22 protein-coding genes are annotated in these 25,036 nt (G+C 52.4%); 16 read left to right on the forward strand and 6 right to left on the reverse strand.

Annotated elements, in window-relative coordinates; all coding sequences use genetic code 11:
* Positions 1 to 237: 237 nt before the first annotated feature.
* Positions 238 to 1,692 carry a sulfatase-like hydrolase/transferase gene (locus P8N76_20715; GenBank protein ID MDG2384105.1) on the reverse strand — a complete coding sequence of 485 codons (1,455 nt, stop codon included), beginning with the start codon at positions 1,690 to 1,692 and terminating at the stop codon, positions 238 to 240.
* A 241-nt stretch (positions 1,693 to 1,933) separates the two neighbouring features.
* On the opposite strand from P8N76_20715, the gene P8N76_20720 reads away from it, so the two are divergent.
* Both P8N76_20720 and P8N76_20725 read left to right on the forward strand, forming a co-directional pair.
* Positions 1,934 to 2,458 carry an RNA polymerase sigma factor gene (locus tag P8N76_20720; protein ID MDG2384106.1) on the forward strand — a complete coding sequence of 175 codons (525 nt, stop codon included), beginning with the start codon at positions 1,934 to 1,936 and terminating at the stop codon, positions 2,456 to 2,458.
* Positions 2,459 to 2,534: 76 nt separating this feature from the next.
* The gene (locus P8N76_20725) at positions 2,535 to 3,254 is read left to right on the forward strand and encodes a hypothetical protein (protein ID MDG2384107.1); all 720 of its coding nucleotides are present in this window, start codon (positions 2,535 to 2,537) and stop codon (positions 3,252 to 3,254) included.
* Positions 3,255 to 3,272: 18 nt separating this feature from the next.
* Here P8N76_20725 and P8N76_20730 read toward each other — a convergent pair whose 3' ends face one another.
* From P8N76_20730 to P8N76_20740, 3 genes are all read right to left on the reverse strand, one after another.
* Positions 3,273 to 3,623, reverse strand: coding sequence for an STAS domain-containing protein (locus P8N76_20730; GenBank protein ID MDG2384108.1), 351 nt, complete (start codon positions 3,621 to 3,623; stop codon positions 3,273 to 3,275).
* A gap of 90 nt (positions 3,624 to 3,713) precedes the next feature.
* Positions 3,714 to 4,583, reverse strand: coding sequence for an endonuclease/exonuclease/phosphatase family protein (locus P8N76_20735; GenBank protein MDG2384109.1), 870 nt, complete (start codon positions 4,581 to 4,583; stop codon positions 3,714 to 3,716).
* A 21-nt stretch (positions 4,584 to 4,604) separates the two neighbouring features.
* A complete protein-coding gene (locus P8N76_20740; protein ID MDG2384110.1) occupies positions 4,605 to 5,159 on the reverse strand; it encodes a hypothetical protein in 555 nt (184 codons plus the stop codon).
* 927 nt (positions 5,160 to 6,086) lie between these two features.
* On the opposite strand from P8N76_20740, the gene P8N76_20745 reads away from it, so the two are divergent.
* The 11 genes from P8N76_20745 (at position 6,087) to P8N76_20795 (ending at position 18,781) form a co-directional block, all read left to right on the forward strand.
* Positions 6,087 to 7,856: an OPT/YSL family transporter gene (locus P8N76_20745; protein ID MDG2384111.1), complete on the forward strand. Its 1,770-nt coding sequence runs from the start codon at positions 6,087 to 6,089 to the stop codon at positions 7,854 to 7,856.
* 8 nt (positions 7,857 to 7,864) lie between these two features.
* On the forward strand, positions 7,865 to 8,422 hold the full coding sequence (locus P8N76_20750) for a hypothetical protein (protein ID MDG2384112.1): 558 nt from the start codon (positions 7,865 to 7,867) through the stop codon (positions 8,420 to 8,422).
* Between the two features lie 523 nt (positions 8,423 to 8,945).
* Positions 8,946 to 9,350, forward strand: a complete 405-nt coding sequence (locus tag P8N76_20755) for a metalloregulator ArsR/SmtB family transcription factor (protein ID MDG2384113.1) — start codon at positions 8,946 to 8,948, stop codon at positions 9,348 to 9,350.
* A 124-nt stretch (positions 9,351 to 9,474) separates the two neighbouring features.
* Positions 9,475 to 9,975, forward strand: a complete 501-nt coding sequence (locus P8N76_20760) for an RNA methyltransferase (GenBank protein ID MDG2384114.1) — start codon at positions 9,475 to 9,477, stop codon at positions 9,973 to 9,975.
* Between the two features lie 321 nt (positions 9,976 to 10,296).
* Entirely contained in the window at positions 10,297 to 11,625 is a 1,329-nt protein-coding gene (locus P8N76_20765) for an adenylosuccinate synthase (GenBank protein ID MDG2384115.1), read from the forward strand.
* A gap of 136 nt (positions 11,626 to 11,761) precedes the next feature.
* On the forward strand, positions 11,762 to 12,487 hold the full coding sequence (locus P8N76_20770; GenBank protein MDG2384116.1) for an isoprenyl transferase: 726 nt from the start codon (positions 11,762 to 11,764) through the stop codon (positions 12,485 to 12,487).
* 18 nt (positions 12,488 to 12,505) lie between these two features.
* Positions 12,506 to 13,405, forward strand: coding sequence for a phosphatidate cytidylyltransferase (locus P8N76_20775; GenBank protein ID MDG2384117.1), 900 nt, complete (start codon positions 12,506 to 12,508; stop codon positions 13,403 to 13,405).
* A 200-nt stretch (positions 13,406 to 13,605) separates the two neighbouring features.
* A complete protein-coding gene (locus P8N76_20780) occupies positions 13,606 to 14,571 on the forward strand; it encodes a PhoH family protein (protein ID MDG2384118.1) in 966 nt (321 codons plus the stop codon).
* Positions 14,572 to 14,574: 3 nt separating this feature from the next.
* On the forward strand, positions 14,575 to 16,998 hold the full coding sequence (locus P8N76_20785; protein ID MDG2384119.1) for an HDIG domain-containing protein: 2,424 nt from the start codon (positions 14,575 to 14,577) through the stop codon (positions 16,996 to 16,998).
* 2 nt (positions 16,999 to 17,000) lie between these two features.
* Positions 17,001 to 17,489, forward strand: coding sequence for an rRNA maturation RNase YbeY (ybeY, locus tag P8N76_20790; GenBank protein ID MDG2384120.1), 489 nt, complete (start codon positions 17,001 to 17,003; stop codon positions 17,487 to 17,489).
* Entirely contained in the window at positions 17,486 to 18,781 is a 1,296-nt protein-coding gene (locus P8N76_20795; protein ID MDG2384121.1) for a hemolysin family protein, read from the forward strand. The genes ybeY and P8N76_20795 overlap by 4 nt, the downstream gene beginning before the upstream one ends.
* Positions 18,782 to 18,886: 105 nt before the next feature.
* Here the strand turns inward: P8N76_20795 and P8N76_20800 are convergent, their stop codons facing one another.
* Positions 18,887 to 19,360 carry a helix-turn-helix domain-containing protein gene (locus tag P8N76_20800; GenBank protein ID MDG2384122.1) on the reverse strand — a complete coding sequence of 158 codons (474 nt, stop codon included), beginning with the start codon at positions 19,358 to 19,360 and terminating at the stop codon, positions 18,887 to 18,889.
* 787 nt (positions 19,361 to 20,147) lie between these two features.
* Between P8N76_20800 and P8N76_20805 the strand changes: the two genes are divergently transcribed.
* The 3 genes from P8N76_20805 to P8N76_20815 all read left to right on the forward strand — a co-directional run bounded on the left by P8N76_20805 (position 20,148) and on the right by P8N76_20815 (position 24,673).
* Entirely contained in the window at positions 20,148 to 20,369 is a 222-nt protein-coding gene (locus tag P8N76_20805) for a hypothetical protein (protein ID MDG2384123.1), read from the forward strand.
* A 1,431-nt stretch (positions 20,370 to 21,800) separates the two neighbouring features.
* Positions 21,801 to 22,370 carry a sigma-70 family RNA polymerase sigma factor gene (locus tag P8N76_20810; protein MDG2384124.1) on the forward strand — a complete coding sequence of 190 codons (570 nt, stop codon included), beginning with the start codon at positions 21,801 to 21,803 and terminating at the stop codon, positions 22,368 to 22,370.
* Positions 22,367 to 24,673, forward strand: a complete 2,307-nt coding sequence (locus P8N76_20815; GenBank protein ID MDG2384125.1) for a serine/threonine protein kinase — start codon at positions 22,367 to 22,369, stop codon at positions 24,671 to 24,673. The genes P8N76_20810 and P8N76_20815 overlap by 4 nt, the downstream gene beginning before the upstream one ends.
* Positions 24,674 to 24,696: 23 nt before the next feature.
* On the opposite strand, the gene P8N76_20820 is transcribed toward P8N76_20815, so the two are convergent.
* On the reverse strand, positions 24,697 to 25,029 hold the full coding sequence (locus P8N76_20820; GenBank protein ID MDG2384126.1) for a hypothetical protein: 333 nt from the start codon (positions 25,027 to 25,029) through the stop codon (positions 24,697 to 24,699).
* Positions 25,030 to 25,036: the final 7 nt, after the last annotated feature.

The raw sequence follows: 25,036 nt of genomic DNA on the forward strand, positions 1-25,036 counted from the left end.
GGACGATTCCTTTGCAGCGCATTTTTGGATTCACTGTTGGGAGCCAAGGCGATCCGTTTCACGCAGTGACCCAACCCCTTCCGCAAGACTGCCCTTCAATCATGCGATACTAAGAAAATCTTCACGGCGCGTACCAACTACCCAAACAAACTATTTCTTGTGCACCATCTCTGCGCATAACAAATCACGCTTGCTTAGCCTTTTCCATCCACAATGGGCGACAGAATCATCTTGTTCCTACCGAGATTGAAAAGCTTGCATCTGCTTGAGAAGCCGCTGCACAACTTCAGGATGAGTTGACGCAACATTCCTTTGTTCGCTCAGGTCATTCGCTAAATCAAACAACAAGGGCGGATCATGTTTGATCGAGGGAACCGATTGACGCGTCACTGGATCCGAAAGATGAGACAGCGTGCTGAGATGAATCTTCCACTTACCGGACCGAAACGCATCGGCATCCCTTTCATCCATGAGCCAGGCAGTTCTGGGACTCTTCCCACCATCAAGAAGCGCACTTCGCAAATCCTGAGAAACATAGCCGGCGTTCCCTACTGGTTGCTCGGCACCAATCAGTGCAGCAAATGTTGCATACAGATCGACACTTGCACCAATTCCGTCGACGGAGCGAGGTCTGATTTTCCCCGGCCAACGAAAGATGGCAGGAACTCGATAACCGCCCTCCCAGGAAGTACCTTTTTCACCTCGCAGGGGACCTGACGATCCGCCGTGTACTTCAAAGGTCTTCCAAGGTCCGTTATCGCTGGTGAAGACAAAAAGTGTTTTTCGAGAGAGTCCTAGATCGTCCAAGGTCGCGGTTAGTTGGCCCACCGACCAATCAATCTCTTCGATTACATCTCCATATTGTCCTGCTTCGCTCCGTCCCTGAAACGACTTGGAGGCAAATACAGGTGCATGCGGCATGTTGTGTGGCAAGTAGAGAAAAAAACGTTCATCTCGGTGATTGTGGATCCACTTAATCGCCTCCGCCGTGTATCGCTGCGTGAATAACTCTTGATTTGCCGGATACTCAATGACTTTGCGTCCCCGAATCAACGGAACGGGGAAAGTAAAATTGTCGCAATGATCAAACAGTTCCCGATTTTGAATCTTCCCTGGGGGAGCCGGAATATCATTGCTGGCGGGCGTACCAAAATAGTGTTCGAAACCACATTCCAACGGATGCATGGGACTCTTAACAAAATGATCTCGTCGCCAATCAGCAAGATGCCACTTTCCAATCACTGCGGTGGCGTAGCCATGTTTCTTGAACATGGATGCCATCATCGATTGGCGCGAATCAACTAGCTTTGCCCCTGCTAGGAGAGACGGATGACGTCCACTCATCAGACCAGTACGACTCGTCACACAGGTCGACCCGGCGGAGTAAAAACTGGTCCACCGTTGCCCCTGAGTGGCAAGTCGATCAATGTTGGGGGTACGGATTTGGACATTCCCGTAACACCCTAAGTCCCCATACCCTAAGTCGTCCACAAAGACGAGCACTATGTTCGGTAAATCAGCGTTCGGTAAATCAGCGTTCGGTAAATCAGCGTTCGGTAAATCAGCGTTCGGTAAATCAGCGTTCGGTAAATCAGCGTTCGGTAAATCAGCGTTCGGTAAATCAGCCGCGGCCAACGCGTTCGTGAAGACGAAGATCCAAAGTACAGCAAAGCGACTTGGCTTTATTTTCATGGAAAAACAATTCCTTTTCATCTCATTGGACGGACGGCATATTTTACCATTCAGTCTGCACCGACACGCCCCTTCGACGACGATCTTAAGCCGGATTCAGGGGCGAATGCCCGAAACGAGGTTTTTTTTCGATTTAGTTGACCCTTTCCGAGACAAAAGCGCTACAACCCGAGGAGAGATTTCCCAATCTCCCAGCGGGGTATCCGCTACCTCTTCCTGATCCGTTGCAGAGCAAAACCGCATGAGCGCAGATGCCGCTGACATCGCCGCAGTCCTGGCCGCAGTCCTGGCGGGTGACGACGATTCATTTCATTCAATTGCAGCTCGATACGAAACAGCCTTGATGCGTGTGGCGTTCAGTCGACTCGGCCAACGCGATCAAGCGGAAGAGGCGGTACAAGAAACTTTTCTGAATGCGTTTCGATCGCTCCATACCTACGACTCTCACTACAGTTTTCGCACTTGGCTTTGGACCATTTTACTTAATCAATGCCGACGACAATACCAGAAAAAAAAGCGAACTCCGGCGACTGTTAGCTGGGATTTCGAGTGGCATCGAGGTCCGCCGATTAGCCATCCCGAGGAGACGATCACCGCTGAGAACATTGCCATCACTCAGGAAAAGAAGATGGTGCTGGATTCATTATTGGACAAGCTTCCCCCCAATCAGGCAGATGCTTACGATTGCGGTTTTACGCGGACCTCAAGTATCAAGAAATCGCCGACACGATGCGATGCCGTCTCTCCACGGCTAAGAATCGAGTAAGAAACGGCTTGCGGAAACTAACGGAACAACTCAATCACGCCCCCCACATGCGAAGCCGCTTACACGGAGATTCCCCATGACATCCAAGCTTGATTGTCACGCGGTTTTCGAAATACTCACTCGTGCCCCAGATCCGACCGGTCGCTCGACGGATTTAAATGTTCAGCGACATCTCGCCTTATGCCATGAATGTCGCCAACTCGCAGAGAGCGTGCGCCCAGCCACCGACTTATTCACCGAAGCATTGAAGGAAGCAGAACGTATTCGTTTGCCCGCCTTTGATGGAACGGCTCAAACCGTGATGGAGCAAATACGTTGTGAAGTCGCATCACGACCGGCCGCAAAGCGTCGATCGCCGCGTCCCATTTCGAAACAGACCGAATGGCTACCGGCCTTCGGGCTCGTAATGCTGCTATTGATCGCTATTTCGTGTGGACCCAATATTCCTGAGACTGGGAAGGCCCACCCGTTACCAACGCCCCTTGGCAGCGTGGCGGATGCCAAATGCCTTATGTCTAATCTTGCGATCCCCTCCGATTGCGTTTCGATCTCAACCGTAGGCCAACTCCGCATTGCCTCTGGAAAGACAACATTGCAGCCAACGACTGCGCACAACAAATCGCCATCGCGAGAAATCACAGCCTTCGCAAAATGTCAGAGTTGCCACGAAATCCAAACAGCAACAAACCACCAGCAAACGTGCTGTACTCACTGCCATCATGCCCGCATCCAATCGGCCTGGCCGCAAGCATCGGCATCAGAATTAGCGGCAGCGTGTTCAACCTGCCACTTATAAACAATCTTGCAGGAGCATTCAGACCTCGAAGGCTGCAACCGCTTCGTCAACGGTTGGGTAGATTTGCAGCACTTTGTCGAGCATGACCAACTTAATCACATCAGCAATCACGCCATGCACCCGACTCAATTTGACATCCCCACCATTCTTTTTGGCTTTCGAATGAATTCGAATCAGCATCCCCAACCCGATACTGGAAATGAAACGCAGGTCATGACAATCCATAATTAGCTGATTGCGACCATCCTCGATTTCACCATCAATGACGGAAAACAAAAATTCACAGGCTGCAGCATCTAACTGGCCGGAAAGCTCCATCAAAAGCACCTGACCATCAGCGCCGACCTCCCGTCTTCGGTAATCAATCATTTCAACATCTCACGATTCAACGAGTGCGCAAACCAACGCGTAAAAACACTTATCTTGCGACCAACAATTGTCGCTCCCCAACGTTGGGCGTCAGGGCGCTATCTTAAAATCCACAATGACCGGATAGTGATCGGAAATTTTTGCGGTTTCCAAATCGACGATTGAGCGCGCCGCCACGCACTGTTTCGCGACAATTGGATTCGCAAACACGTAGTCTAAACGCCGTGAATCACCGTCATCGCCCGGTTTTTCGATTTCCGTGGGAAACGTACCTTGAAAAACTTCACGAAACTTCGCCTCCAAATCCACGAAGCCCTCCGCTTCAACACGTTTCACCACCGAATAATCCAATTGCCCTTCACGCAAATTGACTTCGCGAAATCGGTCGTCCCGGTTTGCAAAAAAAACTTCCAACTTCGACTGATAGTGGTCTTTATCCTTGGGTGAAAAGGTATTGAAGTCACCGACGAGGAGCACTCGCGCGTCATCGGGTAATCGTTCAAAATCCGCCAGAACGAACTCGATCTCCTGCTGTCGTGTGCGCCAATTACTCGGATGCAAGTGAATCACATAGACGTAAGAGCCCGCAGTCAAGACTCGCATGGCACCATGCTGGAATCCTTTCCTTAAGCGTTGGACGTCTTGAATCGGAAATCGCGAAGTCAAACCGGTCGGAAAGCCGTCTTCTTTGAGCAACACGCTATGTTCGTGCCCCCAACTGGCTGCATCTCGCTTCAATTGATCGGAAGTGTAGCCGTTCAATTCTTGCAAGCACACCAAGTCGGGTTGTTGCCGCGACATCCACTCGACCCAGCGAGTTTTGCGTTGCGGAAGTTTCGTAAACCCGTACCAAACGTTATAGGTAATCAACCGCATTCGTCCGGGCACCGCCGTAACCTGAGCTTGCCCATCTCCAATCAGCAAGCTAACTAGCGTCAGCATAACGAATAATGCTTTCATATTTGTGAGCTTTCTATTGATTTAATCGGGAGGAAGGAGTCCGCTCTGGGGAACTCGCTGCGAAATCGCTTCGAAGAATTCTTCGTCCCGATCAAACTCGCTGGAAACGGGAAACCAAATCGACCAACCCTCCCTCGCATAAACATTAATCTCGCTGTCACTAAACACCGTTTCAGACCGGTCAAGTGTGACATCCTCAATTTGCTCGAATTCAATTATCGTCAACGGATCCGGTTGTATCGCATTTGAATAAACGACGACCTTCTTGTCACTCACAAAGTAAAAACCATCACGAATATTGGTCATCGCATCGGAATAAAAGAAGATAATCTTCTCCTGTTCTTCTAAGGCACCAACATCCGACATAATGCGAACGAATCGTGGGGGCACTTGGTTTCCGCGGTAAACCCAAGTCTCCGGCCCATAAATGCCGACAAAGGCTAGCCAAGAGAATCCCAAGAGCACCACACCGCCAAGCACCAACCCGACGAAACAGAGCAACACTTTCCCAAAGGGCAGGCGGCGTGAATTCTTATCCGGGGGATTCACCAATTCGGATTCGAGTTTTCCTTGCATTGAATCGTCTTTCCTTACGACTCAGTTCTTGCTTAGGCGCCCCAGCATTCGCTGGCATCGCCGAGGTGCGCAAAGGCACTTTTCATTTCAGCTGGACTTTCACAGTTTACGCTGCTTCTTCCCCCGTCGAAAGACTGTGCTTCGCCCCAAGCTCCAGAGTCGCGGAAGCCACTTACCGGGTCGCTAATAAATCAAGAATATGCCACAACGAGCATCTTCGCCCGCTTTTGACGCTGAGAGTGGAAATCAAGCTATTGAAGGCGACTCGGCCAACATTTTCGATTAAAGTCATTCTCTGATGAGCGCCACCGACAAACGATCACCTTTGGATGCCCCTTCATTAACGCCCCCCGAGGTGGAGGTATTGAACTGGCCTCTCGTACAGGATGGCTGGCGGAGCGTGTTTTATTTGCTGCTGACGATCGCTTGCATCAGCCTTCTTTTTTATCTTTCCGGAAGCGCCGCCTGTGCGCTCTTAGGTTGCCTCGCCATCTTGATCTCCCTGTGGAGATTCTGGCTCCCGGTTCGGTTCCAGCTGAGCCCGTTGGGAATCGTCCAGACCTGCCTCGGTCGCCAGCGTTTTATCGCCTGGTCTAACGTCAGACGATGCGAAAGGCTACAAAGCGGCATCTTATTTTTCTTCAGCACTGACCGTTCGCCGTTGGCGTTACTCTCAACGCTTTACATCAGCTGGCGAGACCAGCAGAATCCGTTTTTGGAGTTGATCGACAACTGCACCGAGGGAGAACATCTCTCACAAAGATCCACCAGCAGACAATCGTAGGGTGGTGTTCGCCCGAATTCACTAGGACCTGGGCGAGCATCAAGATACGATGCGTGCGGCGACAAATGCTCCGTGACCTTTCACTGTAAGCACAGATCGCGGTGCCTCCCTCAACCAGTCGGCACCGAAATGAGAAGCTCCGGATGAAAGAAACCACCACCAAATATCGAGAACTGACTGTGGCGGCTGTCGTCTTGGGTATCATCCAAGGTGTATGTTTAAACGTTGCATTTGTTTACGCAGCATTAAAACTGGGGTTTTCTATCGGTGGCTCTACCGTTGCAGCGATCATGGGTTACGCGATCCTGCGTGGTGTGATGCGCAAGGGGACCATGGTTGAGAACAACATCAACCAAACGATCGCATCAGGCATCAACACCGCCGGCACAGGAGTCGTATTTACTGTCCCAGCCTTATTCATACTTCAAGCCAAACTCGCCTCTGCGGGCAATGACTCTCTCACATTCGAACCGTTACCATTGGCAATTGCTGGAATCGCTGGTGCAATCCTAGGAGTGATTGTGATCATTCCTTTGCGAAAACAGATGATCGAACTGGATCGACTACGTTTTCCGTCCGGTGTTGCCACGGCAACCATCATTCGCGCCGGATCATCGGGAGCCAGCAAGGCTCTTTTGCTCGCCATCGGTTTCGCGATTAGTGCGGCCTGGAAAGTCGTGATGGACTTTGGACTCCTTGCGACGCCTGATGCGTTGCTGGATTCGCGAGGTTTCGGCATTTCCGCCGGCGAAGAACTACATTTCGGCTTCGGTGTCATCCCTGACTACTGTGCGCCCGTCGTGTACCTCTCGCTGATGAATTTGGCGGCTGGCATGCTCTCCGGTCGCGGCGGCCTTCCATTCTTCCTGGGTGGCGCGGTGGCGTGGTGGCTTATCTCTCCCATCGCGGTCCACTTAGGCTGGGTTCCTAATGTGTTGGAGGCGACGTCGTTCGTGGGTGGACAAATGCTGCGGCCCTTGGGAATTGGCGTGATCATCGGCGGAGCATTGATGGGAGTAGTGATGGCTCTGCCAGCCATACGCGGAGCCTTTGCAACGCTCAGTAGCGCCGCAAAAACGGCAGGGTTGGGTGGTCGGCCCCGAGATGAACTGAGTCTTCGCACCATCGCATTGGGTACGATCGCAGCACTCGTGCTGTTTTTTTTTGCCTCGCGCATGACAGCTGACGTAACCACAACCGAAGCAATCATCTCCGCAATCGTCGGTACCATTTGGCTAGGACTTGCGGCATTGATTGTGGCTCAGGCAACAGGACTGACCGACATTTCACCCATGTCAGGCATGGCGTTAATTTCCGTCACCTTGATGATGTTTTTACTGAACAAGAACATTGCTGCCGCGATGATCGTGGGAGTAGCCGTCTGTGTGGCCATCGGACAGGGAGCCGACATGATGCAAGACTTGAAGACGGGCTTCATAATCGGCGCACGTCCCATCAGGCAACAGATCGTACAATTTGGCACCACCTGGATCGGCGCTCTTGTCGCACTCGGAGTCGTCTACATTCTGTGGGCTGGTGGTGCAGGTGGAAAAAATGGCTTTGGAGACAACACGCCATTGCCGGCCCCGCAAGCCGCTGCTTTGGTGGGCGTACTCGAAGCTGTCAGCAACGGCAATATCCCTGTGGACAAATATGTTTCCGGTGGTGCAATCGGCGCGGTGCTCGGCGCCGCGCCCGCCCCCGGAATCGGAGTATTGGTTGGCTTAGCCATGTACCTGCCATTCTCAATCACACTCGGCTACGGAATCGGTTGCTTGGTTCAGATGGGAATTCAGCGGTTGCGGGGCGCCGCCTTCTGCGAGGAAAACTTGGTGCCACTCGCAGCAGGGCTTATTGTCGGCGAGGCCATCATGGGTGTGATGCTAACCGCCTACCGAATCTTGGGGAGCTAACGACAAAAATGGATTCAACCGCAAGATTCTCAAGTTACATCCTCCTGTTTGGTGGTGTCATCGCGGCGGCCATTGCCGCGGCTAAGAACCCAGCACCCGGACAAACTTTCGCCAACACATGGCCGATGACCACCCTCGCTGTCGTCGTTGCAGTCGCAGGAGTCGGCGTCTGGCGTTGGACACTGACCCGTGATCGTCACTTCACCGCCAAAGTCACCGAGCAGCCGTCGGATCCTTTCGTGTTGATTACGGCTTTTGGCAAACCACTCAACGAACTCCATTCTCATGCCAAGCATGCCTCGACCGCGGAGATCACCGATCAAATTGAGCAACTCAATACGAATTTCGTCATCCCATTTTCGCTCGTCCGACATCAAGTGATCGAACGCCTGGGAATGCGCGAAGGCGCGGAGATTCTAGTCAATCTTGCAGTGGTCGAGAGAATGCTCAATCGCGCCTGGTCCGCAGCTGCCGATCAGTGTGAAACGGAATCGGTCGCAGCAATCCATGAAGCCTTTGAGGTTTACGCTCAAGTGCAACAAAGATTAACGATCGACACGAAATGAAAACCGGGGCGATCCGTGCGATTGTCGCTTGATCCGATTGACATCCATCACCTTGGAATCATGGTAACCCCAGTGAAGGCAGACCGTTCTATCAATTCGCTATCGGCAACGGCCGCTCCCTGACCATAGCGTGACTCATTGCCAAGTTCCAGCAAAACGTGGTCGTTTTTTTCATTCAACGACCGAGGAACTACTCATTTTCCTTGACAAGGTAGCGACTGCTATTTTTCCAAGTTACAGAGTTCCAACTGGGTTGGCGGTAGCTTACAATGCGAGGCAACCGATCTTCACTTGAGGAGATTATCGTTCCGACAAATGAATTCTCGTTTGTCGAATGCGAACGTTTTTCAAGTGAGCTAAACGTTGAAAGCGTAAGCCAACGCCTGATTCAATTCACGTTCTGTGAGGCGACGGCTAAGACGCAACTGAAAGTAGGTATTCGGAATCTAAGACCGATCATTTCACGACCGTGCTTATGCGCTCTGAACACAGCTCAAAACACTTCTAAGGAGCAAGTTCGCCGATGAACGACTGGACGACTCACAATCCGATGGCGACTCAACCTTTCCCCAATTCAAAACCTTCGCTTGCTTCGAACACACCGGAGCAAACCCAAGTCGATCGCGAAGCACAGCAACCGGCGTTGAAAGATCTCGCCAGTGCATTCCGACTACTTGCCGATGAAACCCGATTGCGCGTGTTGAGCTTGCTCGTTGAGTTTGACGAATTAAACGTTCGGGCACTTTGCGACATTTTGGAGCAAAGCCAGCCGGCCGTCAGCCATCACCTCGGCCTGTTGCGCACGGCCGGTTTAGTGAGAGCTCGCCGTGACGGCAAACACAACTTTTATCGAACCGTGCCCGAAAAGCTAGAATCGGTGATCGAACTAGCGCGCATCAATGTAGTGCCGCGTCATTCAATCGGTTAGAGGAAAGATCTCTCACGCGGATCAATACGTGAACCATCTTCGTGGATGGATTCGTTACGCCATTTGGGTAGAATCATCTACCCTGCTCCCTTCATCGAGCGACTGCGCGAATTCCCCCACATTGATGAACGAATTTATCCACCAAAGGCACAAGCCGCCCAGCTCACTAAATCGCCCACGCGAGCTAATCGTGGCGCTGCCGCCGATGCGCAGCAATGTCAATCTTGCCAGAATCGTCCGGGCGGCCGGATGCTGTGGGGTCACCAAGGTGATCGCTTGCGGCAATCAGCGAGTGGATCCGAAAATCGCACGTGATGCGTTGAGCTTTGTCGCGTTGGATCGCCGGCGCAGTTTGCCGCCCGTGCTGAAGGATCTCTCAGCAGAGGGCTACCAACTGGTTGGTCTAGAACAAAGCAGCGACTCCAAAAATCTGCATACGTTCAAGTTTGACCGCAAAAGCGTGCTCGTGATTGGGCACGAACGAGACGGCATTTCCGACGAAGTCTTGAGACTTTTGGACGAAGTGGTCGAAATCCCGGTTTATGGCATGCCATTCAGCTATAACGTCGCAACAGCCGGTTCCATGGCACTCTATGAGTACTGCCGACAATTCCCAAGCGGATAAGCGACGCTCACCCGGCCGATCTCTGGCAATCCCACACCCTCTCAACGATTCCTGCGGGGGGCGAATCGGCCAACACTAAATTGGCCGCTTGCCGAACCGCCTCGGCTTGCCATAAGATGGTGAGTTTGCCCTGCTCCGCATGGCGCCCTCCGAACCATGGCCGAAGGCTGAGAAGTACGGCTCTTCGTTCGGCATGTCACTCGGATAACAGTACGAGTTGAATTACCTAGAACCCCGTTTCGGGATGATCTCAGCAATGAATCGCCCGAGGGATCAGCAACATCAGGTCCCAAAGGGCCATGAACTTTAAGGGGATACAAAGTGCCCGGAACTTGCATTATCGGTTTGCAATGGGGAGACGAAGCCAAAGGCAAGCTCGTCGACTTGCTTACATCGCAATTTGACCTGGTCGTACGTTACCAGGGGGGTGCCAATGCGGGACACACGGTCGTGGTAGGGGAAGACACCTACAAGCTACACCACATCCCCAGTGGCATTCTTTCGAGCCAAGCGAAGAACCTGATCACGCCAGGCGTTGTGCTGAATCCTCCCACTATTTTGCAAGAGATCCAGTCGCTCACGAGCCGCGGCGTAAAAGTCACGGACAACCTGCTAATCAGCGATCGCGTCCATGTCGTCCTGCCGTGGCATCTTGAGGAAGATCGGATTCTCAACCAGGCCATCGTGGACGGTGAGAACATCGGTACGACCCTGCGTGGAATCGGCCCCTGCTATCGGGACAAGGTCGGCCGAACATTCTCCGTACGATTAGGAGATATGTATCGTCCTGACTTTCGTGAAAGAATTGAGCGAATCACGAGTGCAAAACAGACCTTGCTCGGTAGTTTGGACGCGAACAACAAAATTCAATTAGACGCTGCAGAAATCCACCGCGAGTTTGCAGGTTACGCCGAGCAACTACGCCCACACGTCATCGACACAACCCCCATCCTGTTGAATGCGATCGAAGAAGACGCGCGAATTCTTTTCGAAGGGGCCCAAGGAGCCCTGCTCGATATTGATCATGGTACGTACCCCTTCGTCACCAGTAGTAACAGTTCCGGCGTCGGTGTTGCGGCTGGATCAGGCGTACCCCCTCGATGCATCAATCGAGTCATCGGAGTCGTCAAAGCCTACACGACGCGAGTCGGTGGCGGCCCATTCCCAACGGAACAAGATAACGAACAAGGACAGCATATTCGTGAACGGGGTAACGAATATGGAACCACCACGGGGCGACCTCGTCGCTGCGGTTGGTTTGATGCAGTTGCAGTTCGCTACACGGCGCGCCTCAGCGGTGTTGATATGCTCTCCTTAATGATGCTCGACGTTCTCAGCGATCTCGCCGAAATCGAGGTTTGCGTAGCCTACGAAATTAACGGGGAACGGGTCACAGACTTCCCCAGCCATGCAGAAGACTTGCGACGAGCGAAACCGATCTTCGAGACTCTTCCCGGCTGGCAAACTGATGTGACTGAGATTGATCGAGCCGAGGATTTGCCCGAGAATGCGCATGCCTTCATGAATCGCATCGCCGAACTCGTTGGCCGACCGGTTGGAGTGGCATCCGTGGGACCCGATCGTGCACAGACAATATTCTTGGATGACCAACTTTCACAGCAATATGGCAAGGCCGTTTCGCGACCCTAAGATACCTCTGTCTGGATCGCGAACTTTTTCCGAGCAAATCGCGTAACCAGAGAACTGACGCTGCAACCCCAGCTTCCAGTTCCCCGAGCAACCATTGACTGACGTGTCGACATCACCCACCACTACCGCGCCTGAACTGAATCTGGAACCAGATCGACGCCCGAAGCATATTGCCGTCATCATGGACGGAAACGGTCGCTGGGCGCAACGCCGCGGTTTACCACGGATCGAAGGGCATCGACAAGGCGTCGCCAGTGTTCGACGCACGACCGAGGAGTGTGCTCGACTGGGAATCGATCAACTTACACTTTACTGCTTATCCAGCGAAAACTGGAAACGCCCGCAGCATGAGCTTGATTTCCTGATGCATCTGCTGGAACAATACATGATCGAAGAGCGTTCTTTGATTATGAAACAAAATGTGGTCGTCAAGCTGATCGGCCGTCGCGATGACATTCCCGATTCCGTGCTGAAAGAAATCGACAAAACCGTCGAAATGAGCTCCACAAACGGCGGTACTCGACTCTGCTTGGCGGTAAATTACGGCGGGCGTTCTGAGATCGTCGACGCAGTCCAACGGATTGCAACTCAAGTAGCCAACGGTAAAATATCGGCGAGCGAAGTCAACGAGCGGACGATTTCTGATTCGCTTTACACGGCAGGAATGCCAGATCCTGACTTGCTCATCCGAACGGCAGGCGAGATGCGAGTCAGCAATTTTCTGTTGTGGCAAATCAGCTACGCAGAGCTGTGGGTAACAGAAAAGAGCTGGCCTGAGTTCGAGATCAAGGACTTGCATGAAGCGATGCGAGATTTTGCCGCACGAGATCGCCGCTACGGTGGCTTAAACATGAACGACTAAAAGAGGAAGGAACGCGGAGTGCTTCGTTGGCGTCTAGTCGTGGCCGCAATCCTGATCATTCCTCTCCTGACGCTGATCTGGCTTGACGACCAAGTAAATGGAGGTCGCCCCGGCATCTGGCTCGGACCCGTCGCGCTGATCATTGGCGTGATGGCCTGCCATGAAGTCAATGCGATCTTCCGAACCGGAAAGTTCTCGGTCTCGGCCGTCCCCAACCTGTTGGCGTCCTTTTCGGTCCTGACCTTTACTCTCGCACCACTCCTTTGGATCAAATATCCAATCGACTGCCCCATTGGCAAGCCAGGTTGGACCCTGATCGGCATGGCTGTCGCAGTGGCGATTGTCTTCTCCTGTGAACTTGTCAGATTTCGGCAGCCGGGCGAATCTCTCTCCCGACTCGCTACAGGCATCTTCGCAGCAACCTACACCGGATTGCTGATGAGTTTCTTGATGCAAATTCGCTATCTTCACTCCAGCCGCGTCGGACTGATCGCCCTCGTCGCCACCATCTTGATCGTTAAACTTTCCGATACCGGAGCCTATTTCGTAGGCCGTTCAATCGGACGCCACAAACTGGCTCCGCACCTCAGCCCCGGAAAAACCATTGAAGGCCTGCTGGGAGGAATCGGTGCCGCCATGCTCGGCGCCTGGGCGGTCCACTCACTGATCTTGCCACAACTCGCTGGCGACACCCAAACGGGATCCCTTGTTTGGTTCATGCTCTATGCGATCACGCTCACACTGGCGGGCGTGCTGGGAGACTTGGCAGAATCGATGCTAAAACGCGAAGTGGGGCAAAAGGACTCGAGCAGTTGGCTCCCCGGAATGGGCGGTGTCTTGGATGTTGCCGACTCCATGCTCAGCACGGCTCCGGTTAGCTTTGCTTGGTGGGCCAGCGGAATGCTGATCCTCGTTTAACGCTCAAATCCGTGTCGATTAACTAAGTGGCAGGCCAACATGACTGAGAGTGCATTGCGTAAGTCAAGCAATCAAAATAACTTACGCGAGATAATCGCTTTCCGACTTTCGCGGCAGGTGCATGGAGTACTATAGTTGTTAGTACTTCTCAACCGGAGGGAACACGTGCGGTTCGATGATAGACGCGACCGCCCATTTTAATGACAGAATCAACCATTTCGCTGGTCGACGTCAATTCGCTGCTGTCTCTGTTTGGAGCTCGCGATCAGCACATTAAGCGAATTCGTTCCGCATTGGGCGTTGAAATCACGCATCGCGACGGCAAAATTCGTGTCGCCGGATCCGATCAAGGTGTCGCGAAAGCGACCCAGGCGTTGGAACAACTGAAATCTCTCGTGGAGCGCCGAGGCAGTTTGGCGGACGAAGAGGTCAGCGAAGTACTACGACTGGTGACCCATGCCGATTCCGGCGAAGTCCAACCTGAGCCGATCCAAGTGCTGGCGCCAGGGCGAAAAGTCAACGCTCGCACCCCCGGTCAAGCCAAATACATCAAGGCAATTCGCCGGCATGACCTCACTTTTGCAGTCGGCCCCTCCGGTACCGGCAAAACTTATTTGGCGGTCGCCTTGGCAGTCGAAGCCTTGAAAGAGGAGAGGATACGTAAGATTGTGCTGGTACGGCCGGCTGTGGAAGCGGGTGAAAGCTTGGGATTTTTGCCGGGAGACCTCCAAGCAAAAATCAATCCTTATCTTCGTCCGTTGTTGGATGCCTTGCATGAAATGATGGATTACGATCAGATCAAGCGTCAGATGGAAGAAGATGTTATCGAAGTGGTCCCGCTTGCCTACATGCGAGGGCGAACGCTTAATGAAGCGTTCATCATTCTCGACGAAGCGCAAAACACCACGGTGGCTCAAATGAAGATGTTTCTGACCCGAATGGGGAACGGTTCCAAGATTGTGGTCGCCGGTGATGAGACACAACTTGATCTACCACCCCACACTCGAAGCGGCTTGACGGACGCCTTAATGAGACTGAAGAACATTGAAGGTTTCAAACAAATCCGCCTGGAGAAGTCGGACATTGTAAGACATCCTCTCGTAACCCAAATTGTTCGAGCCTACGAAGAGGGTTCGAATCGAAGGCGATTAGGACCCAAAAACTAGATCATGTCGTCTTCCACCGGCAACCCGAAACGCACACGCTCTGATCGCGTCGCAACGCTCAAGCTTCCGCCAGGAACAATTGAGCGGGCGATAGAAACAGTGCGTCGTGGCGACGTTCTGTTACGCGTTTCACTTTGCATCATCACGGCATTGGCTGTCTGGGCCATCACAGGCGGCTGGAAACCGCCCTTTTCTTTTCGAACGGGCGACGTTCCTTCACGAAACGTCATCGCACGAGTGAATTTCAGCCGCGTCGACGAAGACGCAACGCGAAACGCCAAGAATGAGAAGAGACGTTTGCAGGACTGTGTCTACACGCATGACCCTCGCAACTTGGTGGAACTACAGCAAGCGTTGAAGGACCGAGTGTTTCAGCTCAAAGGGACTGCTTCCTTCGAAGACGTCGACAAGGCCCTTTGGAGTAAATTTGCGACGGCAACAAGCTCGGAAGATCCGGCCGCCGAGGATCTTGAAAAACTAAACGCCGTCAATGGACTGATCTCGTCTTTAGCCCCTCAGTCAGCAAGTCCTGCCATCGACTTAGGCCCCGGCCAGCCAATCACCAAGGAGCTTCGGAAGCGCGCCGAATTTGAACAATTCAAGAAATCGCTCGCGGATGACCCCAACCTGGATGCGTTTGTACAAGCAGTGCGAAGGAGTTTGGCCGAATTTGAAGAAAACGGACTACTCGAAAATCTTCAACACGGCTTAGAGGATGGAAATCAATCTCAAATATTGATTGAGGATGGCAATGACAACTACCTGCGAATCGTGGAAGCCGACAAGGTTCGAATTGGCCAAGTCATTCCACGACTCGAAGCCAATCTGAAGGCCAACATCGCGTCGTCCACCCTGGCGGCCCAGGTTTTTGCTTGGCTCAAACCACAACTGAAGACCACGCTGCAGTACGACAGAGAAAAGACGCGGCAGCGCACCGCCGAGATCATTGACGCACTTGAACCGAAGCTCAAAGAGTATCTTGCCAACAAAGACGTATTGGCGGATGCAGGCGTCGCGATGAATCCAGAAACCGTCGCGTTACTGCGGGATGAATACAAGGCATTCGTCGACCAATTAGATCACCAGCGATTCCTTTATTTTTCAACATCCAAATTCGGCATGTATTTGGCGATCTACATGCTTTGTGGATTCTACATCTTTTTTCGTCGACGGAGGATACTCACCGACATTGGAAGTCTGGCCAAGCTATTAACGTTGGTCTTTGCAACCGTTGCCATCAGCTGGTTCGCCGCGCCTTCTCGATTCGAACTGATACCGTTGCTGCTATTCAGCATGACGGTTGTAATCTTGTATCAACAAGAGCTGGCTCTGTTACTCTCGGCTTCCGTTGCAGTGGTCTGCGTACTCTCGCTTGGCTATGGCCTAATGGATTTGGTAATGATTCTGGCGAGCATGGCAACAGCCATCTTGCTATTACGCCATGTCCGCAGCCGAACAAAATTAATCTACGTCGGCTTGCTCACTGCCGTGGCAACCTTTTTCACTGCGATCGGCGTCGGCACTTTATGTCACTTCATCGATATCGCCCCTGTAACCGTGAGCGCCAGTGAAGGCATGAGCTCGCTCGCCCCACCCGCCTGGTTTTTGCTCGTTGATGCAACCATAGCCGGTGGATGTGCCATTGCGGCCGGCCTTGTCCTGACAGGCCTACTTCCGTTCATCGAAAAGTTCTTTGGCGTTCAAACCGATTTGAGCCTGCTTGAACTGGGCGACCCGGCTCATCCACTGCTGCAGGAGCTCGTGCGACGGGCTCCGGGCACTTATAACCACTCGATTAACGTAGCCTCAATCGCTCAGGCAGCTGCCGAGTCAATCAATGCCAACGGCTTGTTGGTACGCGTTGGTGCCTATTACCACGACATCGGGAAAATGTTGAAACCGGGCTACTTCGTAGAAAACCAGCAGGGCAAGGACAATTGCCATGAGACTCTGCTACCGGCCATGAGCACACTCGTGATTATCGCTCACGTGAAAGACGGTGCAGATTTAGCTCGCCAACATAACTTGCCCGACTCAATCATTGATTTCATCCAACAACATCACGGCACCACGTTGGTTGAGTACTTTTACCGCCGGGCTAACGAACAAAAAGAGTCCGATCCGGAAGCAGCGGCGGTGGACGAGGGCAGCTACCGCTATCCTGGCCCGAAGCCACAAACACGAGAAGCCGCCGTCTTGATGTTGGCAGATGCAGTAGAGAGTGCGGCGCGTACACTGGTAGAACCTGCACCAGCTCGAATCGAAAGCTTGGTAGAAGATATTTCGATGAAGAGATTGCTTGACGGTCAGTTCGACGAATGCGGACTGACCTTACGTGAGTTACGAACGATCCAAAACAGTCTCGTCAAATCCGTCGCGGCCGTCTATCACGGTCGCATCAAATACCAAGACCAACAAACGGCCTGATCGTGATTCGTGTAGAGGTATCAAATCGCCAAGCGGTTTTGGATGTGGACACATCCAAATTGCAAGATGCCATTACTGCCGTGCTGAAAACCGAAGGCATTCAGCAAGCAGAAGTGAGCCTGGCAATCATCGATGACGTGGAGATACACGAACTGAATCGACGTTATCTCCAGCACGACTACCCGACGGACGTGTTAAGCTTTGTGCTGGAACGCAGTGCAGCAGGACTGGACGGAGAAGTCATTATCAGCACGGAAACGGCTTTGGAACGCTGCCAGGAATTTGGCTGGTCAGCGACAAAAGAGCTGACACTTTACGCGATTCATGGCACATTACATTTGGTCGGATTCGATGACAAAACGGCTGTCGACCGGGCGGAGATGCGTGAGCGAGAACGATTTCACCTCGCCAAGTTAGGCATTGAAATCCCAGCCCATAGCTCAACTTCTCGACCACAAGACAGATGGGCAAAAGGAGACCATTCAAAGTGACCCAGGGGTCCCTCATTTGGATTGCGATCGGCAGCTCTGTGGCAGCATTTTTTACTGCAACAGCCACCAAGGTATTGAGTGAGCTGTCCTGGCACGAACTGGAAGAATATTGCCGCATCCGAAAACAGGCTGAGCGATTCGACAAGATCCATAATGACGCAGATTCCGTTGCGCTGACCACGGAAACGCTGCAAATCATCTTCTCAATCGTTTCGCTACTGATCAGCTCGACCCTGCTCTTCTCTAGCGAAAATACGTCCGCCAATCATCCGCTGACGACTCTGGCGATTTCTGCACTCCTTTGCTTCGGTTTTCTGACAATCTTGCTGTGGATCCCGCGAGAAATTGCCCGCTGGTGGGCTCCGCCCTTCCTCGTTCGCAGCTGGTTCATTTGGATCACGGCTGACCGAGTTTTGCGTCCGCTCCATCTCGTTTCCTGGGGCGTGCGGCTATTGCTGCGACGTCTCAACGGACGTTCCTCGGAACCCAGTGAAGAAGAAGCATTGGAAGACGAGATTCTCTCCATCGTCACCGAAGGCCAACATGACGGGCTCCTTGAGGCAGATGTCCGTGAAATGATCGCGGGTGTGATCGAACTTGACGATGCAGACGTTGGGGACATCATGACGCCTCGGTCAAAAATGGACGTGATTCCAGCTGATACAGACTGGGATCAGATGCTTCAATTCGTGGTCGCCATGGGGCGTACTCGCATCCCTGTGTATGGTGACAATTTGGACGACATTGTTGGCGTACTCTACGTCAAAGATTTACTCACCAAGCTTTCGAGAAACGAACCGCCATCAGATCGCAACCTACGATCCGTCCTACGAGAAGCTTGGCAAGTCCCTCGCAGCACCCGGCTCGATGAGCTGTTGCAAAAATTCCTTCATACTCGTAATCACTTGGCTATTGTCGTTGATGAATTTACCCACGTTGTTGGTCTCGTAACGATCGAGGATGTCCTTGAAGAAATTGTTGGCGAAATCGTCGACGAATCAGACAAAGAAGAGGTCGGAGAAATCCGATCGGTCTCGGAAACGGTTGCAGAGATCAACGCGCGTGCCCATCTAGAAGAAATCAACGAACAACTGGGCACCGAACTCCCTGAGGATCAAGAGTATGACACACTGGGAGGATTTGTGCTGAGCGAACTGGAGCGAATCCCCAAAGTCGGCGAATCGTTGCATTGGAAGAACCTACGACTCACCATCCTCGATGCGAACAAGCGACGTGTTGAGTGCGTTCGATTGGAAATCGTGCAAAACAAAAAAACCGCCGGAGCAAATTAATGCTCCGACGGATAAAAACAACGCATGCCACCGGCAGATATGAAACACCGGATCATGCATGCGTCCGATCTCGATGAGATCGATCAGGAAGGGAAAAAATAAAGTCTATTCAAGCTGCGGCTGCAAATCATTGAAGGGTTGTTCAAGAATGCGTCCGAAGCACTCGTGTGGCTTTCGGGGAGTTCCCGCTCTTGGCCACGGTTTCACATCCTGTAATTCAGGCATAATCTGAATCAATTCATTCCGCAGGTTCTTTGCCATGTTTTCCACGGCGGAGTCTTCTGTCACCTCTAAAATCGAGCCCACTGTCTTCATCGCCTTCAACAGTTTGGCTCGATCCCAAATGCCGTCTGGCGTCGCATCCGCCCCGCCAACCAACAACTCCCCCATCGGCACATCCAACGCTTGCTGCCAAGCGTAAAGCAAGCTCAGCGGCAAATCGATGTATTCATCCTCCAACCGCTCAATATGGGAGGCTGGAACACCAAGCCGGGCGGCCGCTCGTGGAGTCGACATTCCTTCCAGCTTTCGTACAGTTGCGACACGGTGATAACGCTTTCTCTCATTACTTACGATCATCTTTTTGTTCCCTCACGTTACGGCGCGACTATCTTACATGCGTCGCACACACGCCTCAAAATCCGTCGCTTCCACGGTCAGTTTCGCGAATAAGGGCTAGGCTCGAATTCCGTAACCACACCCTCATGAAGCAAAGCCTTCCGTAACCGTCAGAACCCAGTGGCAATCGTCATGGCATCGCCCAACATGAGCGACCTGCCACAGCCACCATTTCTTGCGATACTTTTGGAGATACTCTCACTAGGTCGAAATCCTTCTCTGGCGTAACTGCAACAGCCGCCATTTCCTCTGCTGCCTTCCCAGCCTCACATCCCCAAACAAATCCGAGCTAGAACGACCGTTTTGGCGTTTACTCGAATCCTCCTCATCGGCCTCACGAATAACGCGTCACCGTTACCTGATTCCCGCCAGACAATTGAGAAATCCAAGGATGTCAATCTTTCCTGACACGAGGTTCGGACTGAGCCCTCCCGGGCGACACCAGCCCGACTAGTCGGCTATATGGGGTTGGAGAATCGGTACGCCGGCGTTTGACATGCCTCTCGAAACATTCCCTCGCAACAAGGCGATGTGAGAATTACGGCATAACCAACAATCATGAAGTAGCAGATCCGCCTCCACCCGTGAGCCATGCTCGTTCTAGCCAACAAATACAGGGGCAGAGTCTCCCGGCCGCCGCTCAGCGATCCGGGCCATCCGCGGACGTTTTAACATCGATCTTCCCCGCCCTATCCAGGCGTCGATCGTCGCGACGCCGACCGACTTAAGCCCGGGTGAGCAGTATCGATTGGTCTTTGTTACGTCGGGGACCACCAAGGCCACGTCGGATGATTCAGATGAGATGGAAGACTACAACACTTTCGTGGATGGATACGGCGACGTTGCCCGAGAGTCCGATTGGAAAGTGATCGGTTCTACCGCATCACTCAACGCAAGAATTAACACCGGTACCGCCGATGGCGGTGGAGTCCCCATCTACAATTTGGCGGGACGGAGGGTCGCCGGATAATGAAAGAAAGCAGCCAGCTCCGGAGAGGTAGAGCAGAGCTGCCGCTGAGCCAAGCGGTGAAGTACGTTGCCGCTGGCGGGGATGGTCGATTATTTCTTTGGTCGTGCTGGTCGCTGTCGGACGACAATGCACTTCATTCTGTGGTACTTCCATGACGTTTATCTGATTCGGCAACGTCCGAAGGCATGATGAAGGCTTGCCGCTTCGGATCAATTAGTGGTGGCTCTTTCGGTTGTCTGTTATCACATTTGCGGATACTTATCACACCATGCGGCTCGCGTTCGTTGTCTTCCATTGTGTGTGTTCCTGCGAACAGGTGTGGCTGCCGACACCCGTGGTATCTGGAATGTCGACAAACGAGAAAGAAAACGCCCACTTATCCGATCTCACCAGCGGGCAGCTCGGCGATACATGCTGTCAACACCTGGGTTGCCGTCTACCGAGCGTCAAGCTTCCAGGTATGGATCGAGTCCGCGAGAAGTCATGCTGGACAGCTCGACAGAGACCTCCTCAAGCTCCTGAGGGGTACCCGATAGGTACTTGTTCGCCCCCTACCCCGAACCTCCCAATGGTGATGGTCGATCTTCCTGACACCGTACATTTTTTGTAACATCCGCATGCTGCACACACGGCGGATAGACTAAGTGCAAAGCATTTCAGGACAATCGCATGTTCAAAACTGTCTTATTTTTAGCCATTTTTGCGGCAATCTATGGAACAGGATTAGTTTTGACCAAGAAGATTGCATGGTACGCATCAAGTCTCGTTTCCACCCCAGCCGCTGCAATTGCCGTCAAATTTTTGATTTTCGGAATCGTCCAAATCCTAACTTTGGGGTTGTCATTCGGCTGGGTCAACGGCTGGTACTGAGAACAGACCGATACACCCACTTTGGTAATCCAGATGAGGAGCGGGCACGATTCGAGGACTCTGTGCCATTCCTCCGAGGTGGAAATCGAGGGCATTCTGTGGAATCGAGCGGTAATCGATTGCAAAAGGCGCGTATTTCTTGGAAAAAAGAGCACTTCCATTTCCACCCCTTAAGAGACGTGGAAATGTGGAATTCACCTCTCAGCCACACTCACGCCAGCCGTAGTGCGAAGCACATTACGGTGGAACAAGATGCAAGTGGTTGGGACGATGCTGTGGGATTAATCGAAGCAGACGGCAGATAGCCAGTTTCTGGCAGATGCGGCCATGTCTACCCACCTTAACACGTATCATCCTCGAATCTGAGAAGAACCTTTGGCCAGACGCTCGCGAGTTCGGGTGTCGCAATCCATGATGTGCAATATATGATGCCATATGGCCCAATTCAGACGCGACCCAAGACTTTTATTTGCGTCCTGATTCCGACGTTGTGGGCAACCGAATCTGGGAACAGTTAGGGAACAGTAGTCCCTGAAACCACTTAACCAGTGAGTTTTCGATATGACTAACAGTCAAACGACAGATATCTTGCTCGATCTGGAACAGGGTGATCGACAGCGCGTTGATGAGCTATCCGACATCGTCTACGACGAGTTACGGAACATGGCGCAATCGTTTTTGCGACGAGAGCGATCCGACCATCCGCTGCAGCCAACCGCCCTGGTTCACGAAGCATTTCTGCGAATGGCCGATCAGAGTCGTGTCAATTGGCAGGGCCGCTCACATTTCATGGCAATTAGTGCTCAGGCGATGCGCCGAATCCTGGTCGATCATGCTCGCTCTAAGAAACGCCAAAAGCGAAGCGGTCAATGGCATCGCGTATTGTTAAACGATGATGCGATGTTGAGTCGCCATCGAGACGAAGACGTGTTGGCAGTCAACGAAGCATTGGAAAAGCTCGAACAAATTGATCCGGTTCGAGCGAAGATCGTGGAGCTACGATTCTTTTCAGGGATGAGCGTCAAGGAGGTTGCCGAGGCGATGGATTTGTCGCCTCGAACGGTCGAACGAAATTGGACGGCCATTCGAGCATGGCTCCGAAAGGAACTCTCCGAGGAGACGGATGAGTGACTGAAGATCGCCAGAAAAAGGCGATGAGCATTTTCTTGCGCATCACGGAGGTAGACGACTCGAGTCGCACTCCGTTACTCGATGAAGAATGTGGCTCTGATCGGCAATTGCGAAAAGAGGTGGAGTCGTTACTCCGACACCACACTACCAAAACGCTTATTTCGTCCCAGCATGAGACTTTTACCTCTCCGCCTTCCCATAACGCTCTGAAAAATCGTCGTAAGACGTTTATCAGACAAGCATCCATCGGGATCAAACGGCAAAGGAATGCATTACTGGCTGCAGGCGTGATGGTGTTGATCATTGTTGCGACTGCCGCCTGGGCCTTCACAAAGGTACGCAGTTCACTGCAGCAAAGCGTCGAACGCCAACTCACAACCGTATTAAACGCAGAGATCAAAGCGTTAGAACTGTGGATCGACGTGCGGCAAGAGGAAGCCACCGTGTGGGCAGAAAATGATGAGGTGAGATCTCTCGTCACAAAACTGGAAGAAGCGGTTCAAAAAACCGATCCAGATCAGCAACAAGCGATCAACGACGCGCTCATGGCATTACTCGAGCCACTTTCTTCTCAAGAAGGCCATCAAGGGCTAGCTGTCATCAATCTGTCAGGACGTTTCATTGGCGGTAGCGAAGAGTTGATTAACCGCGTCGCAAATGAAAAAGCCGCTCCCTATTTGAGCAAGCTCTTCGCAGGCAAACCCTTTTTTGCCATCCCCAGCAAGGAGCGGCGTTATGTCGCTGGAATTCACTCCCCCATTCGAGATCCATCGGTCACTATTGGAGCTCCCGTTTTTGACTTGCAGCGTAATGTGATCGCTGCCTTGTGTTTTGGCTTTGATGCGGACGAAGAATTTGCTCGCGTGTTTTCCGTCGCAAACACGGACAACAACGGAGACACGTATGCTTTCGAATCCAACGCGCTGTTGATTTCAAATCTATCCAACCGATCTAACGAAAAATGGGTTCACAAACTCGGACTAATCCCGTTCGCCGCGGAACAAACTGCGCTCAACTTGAAGATCGTCGACCCCGGCGGTGATCTCACAGTCGGGCAAACGGCGGCAACAAGAAACGAACAACAACCAACCGAAATCGTTCAGCGAGCGTTGGCCACTCGCAAGCTCAAAACAACGGAGATCGTCAAGGATGTGCATGGCTACCGAAACTACCTGGGGGTTGAGGTCGTAGGGGCCGCAAAATGGCTCGACGAATGGCGTTTCGGCGTAGCCACTGAGATGCCCGTAAAGGATGCATTCGCACCTCTACGCTATGTCACTTCGGCCTTTATCTTTCTGATTATCAGCGTCACCTTGCTAGCTCTTGGGCTACTTGTGTCTGCGCTGTCCTTGATTCGCATGCGAGATCGAATCGGCGAAGCCGAACACCTCGGCGCCTACCAGTTGCAGCAACTGATCGGCGAAGGTGGCATGGGACGAGTCTACAAGGCCCAGCATGCACTGCTTAAACGAGAAGCGGCCGTCAAACTTCTCGATGGTCTCGACTCAAGTCAGGAGACCATCGACCGCTTTGAACGTGAAGTTCAACTGACCTGCCAATTGACTCATCCGAATACGATTCAGATTTATGACTACGGTCGCTCTGAAACAGGTGTCTTTTATTACGCGATGGAATATCTCCCGGGCATCACGTTGGAGCAATTAGTTGCACACGTCGGACAGATTCCACCGGCGCGAGTGATTAATCTGCTGAGTCAAGTCTGCGCTTCACTCACCGAAGCACATGACGTAGGACTGATTCATCGCGACATCAAACCGGCTAACGTAATGCTTTGCAATCGTGGAGGAATAGCGGACTTCGCCAAAGTCCTTGACTTTGGCATCGCCAAAAAACTTGACCCCGAGCACGAGATTACACAACACGACAGTGTTGTTGGCACACCTCATTACATCGCGCCAGAACGAATCTCGAATGGCTCACAAGTCGATTCAAGGTCTGACCTCTATTCCGTCGGCTGTGTGGGATTTTACCTGCTTACCGGCTCGACTCCATTCCAAGCTGACTCACCTGTGCAACTCTTTCATCAGCTTTTAAACAAGACAGCACCGGCCCCCTCAAAGCGAACAACTCAACGGATTCCCGTGGAATTAGATCAAATCATTTTTGCTTGCCTCGCTCAAGAACCAAACGAACGTCCGGCATCTGCAAAAGAAATGGGACACGTTCTCGACCAACTCAAAGAGCAGCATCCTTGGACTCAAGACGAAGCCCATGCCTGGTGGAACGGTTTCCGTACGATGAAAAGCTCATTCACCCAAGCAGACGAGCCTTTTTCGCCTTGAATGCGGATTTCGCACTCAGCTGATTATTCGTCGGTGGAGTCCCCATCACTTGAAGCAAGAATCGCCAAAGCCCGCTCAAAACGCTTATGCTGATCCCGGCGTGGCACAAGTCCCGCTTCACCGGTCACAAAACACAAGCCCCTGGACGTCTCCGCACAGTCTTGTGCAAGTGACATCAGCGTATGGACAGCTTCACGTCGCTCAGAAGATTCCAGATTCAAATCATCGACCAGCTGATCATGCTCCCGCTGCAACTGCCTCCAGAATTCCGGCGTGATCCGACCCGGACCGCGATCCAAGTAGTTGCTCCAAAGACGCGCAGCGGCTTGCCAAAATCCGCACAATCGATCATTCATCAACGCA

The organism is Pirellulaceae bacterium (assembly GCA_029243025.1).
Taxonomy (GTDB): Bacteria; Planctomycetota; Planctomycetia; order Pirellulales; family Pirellulaceae.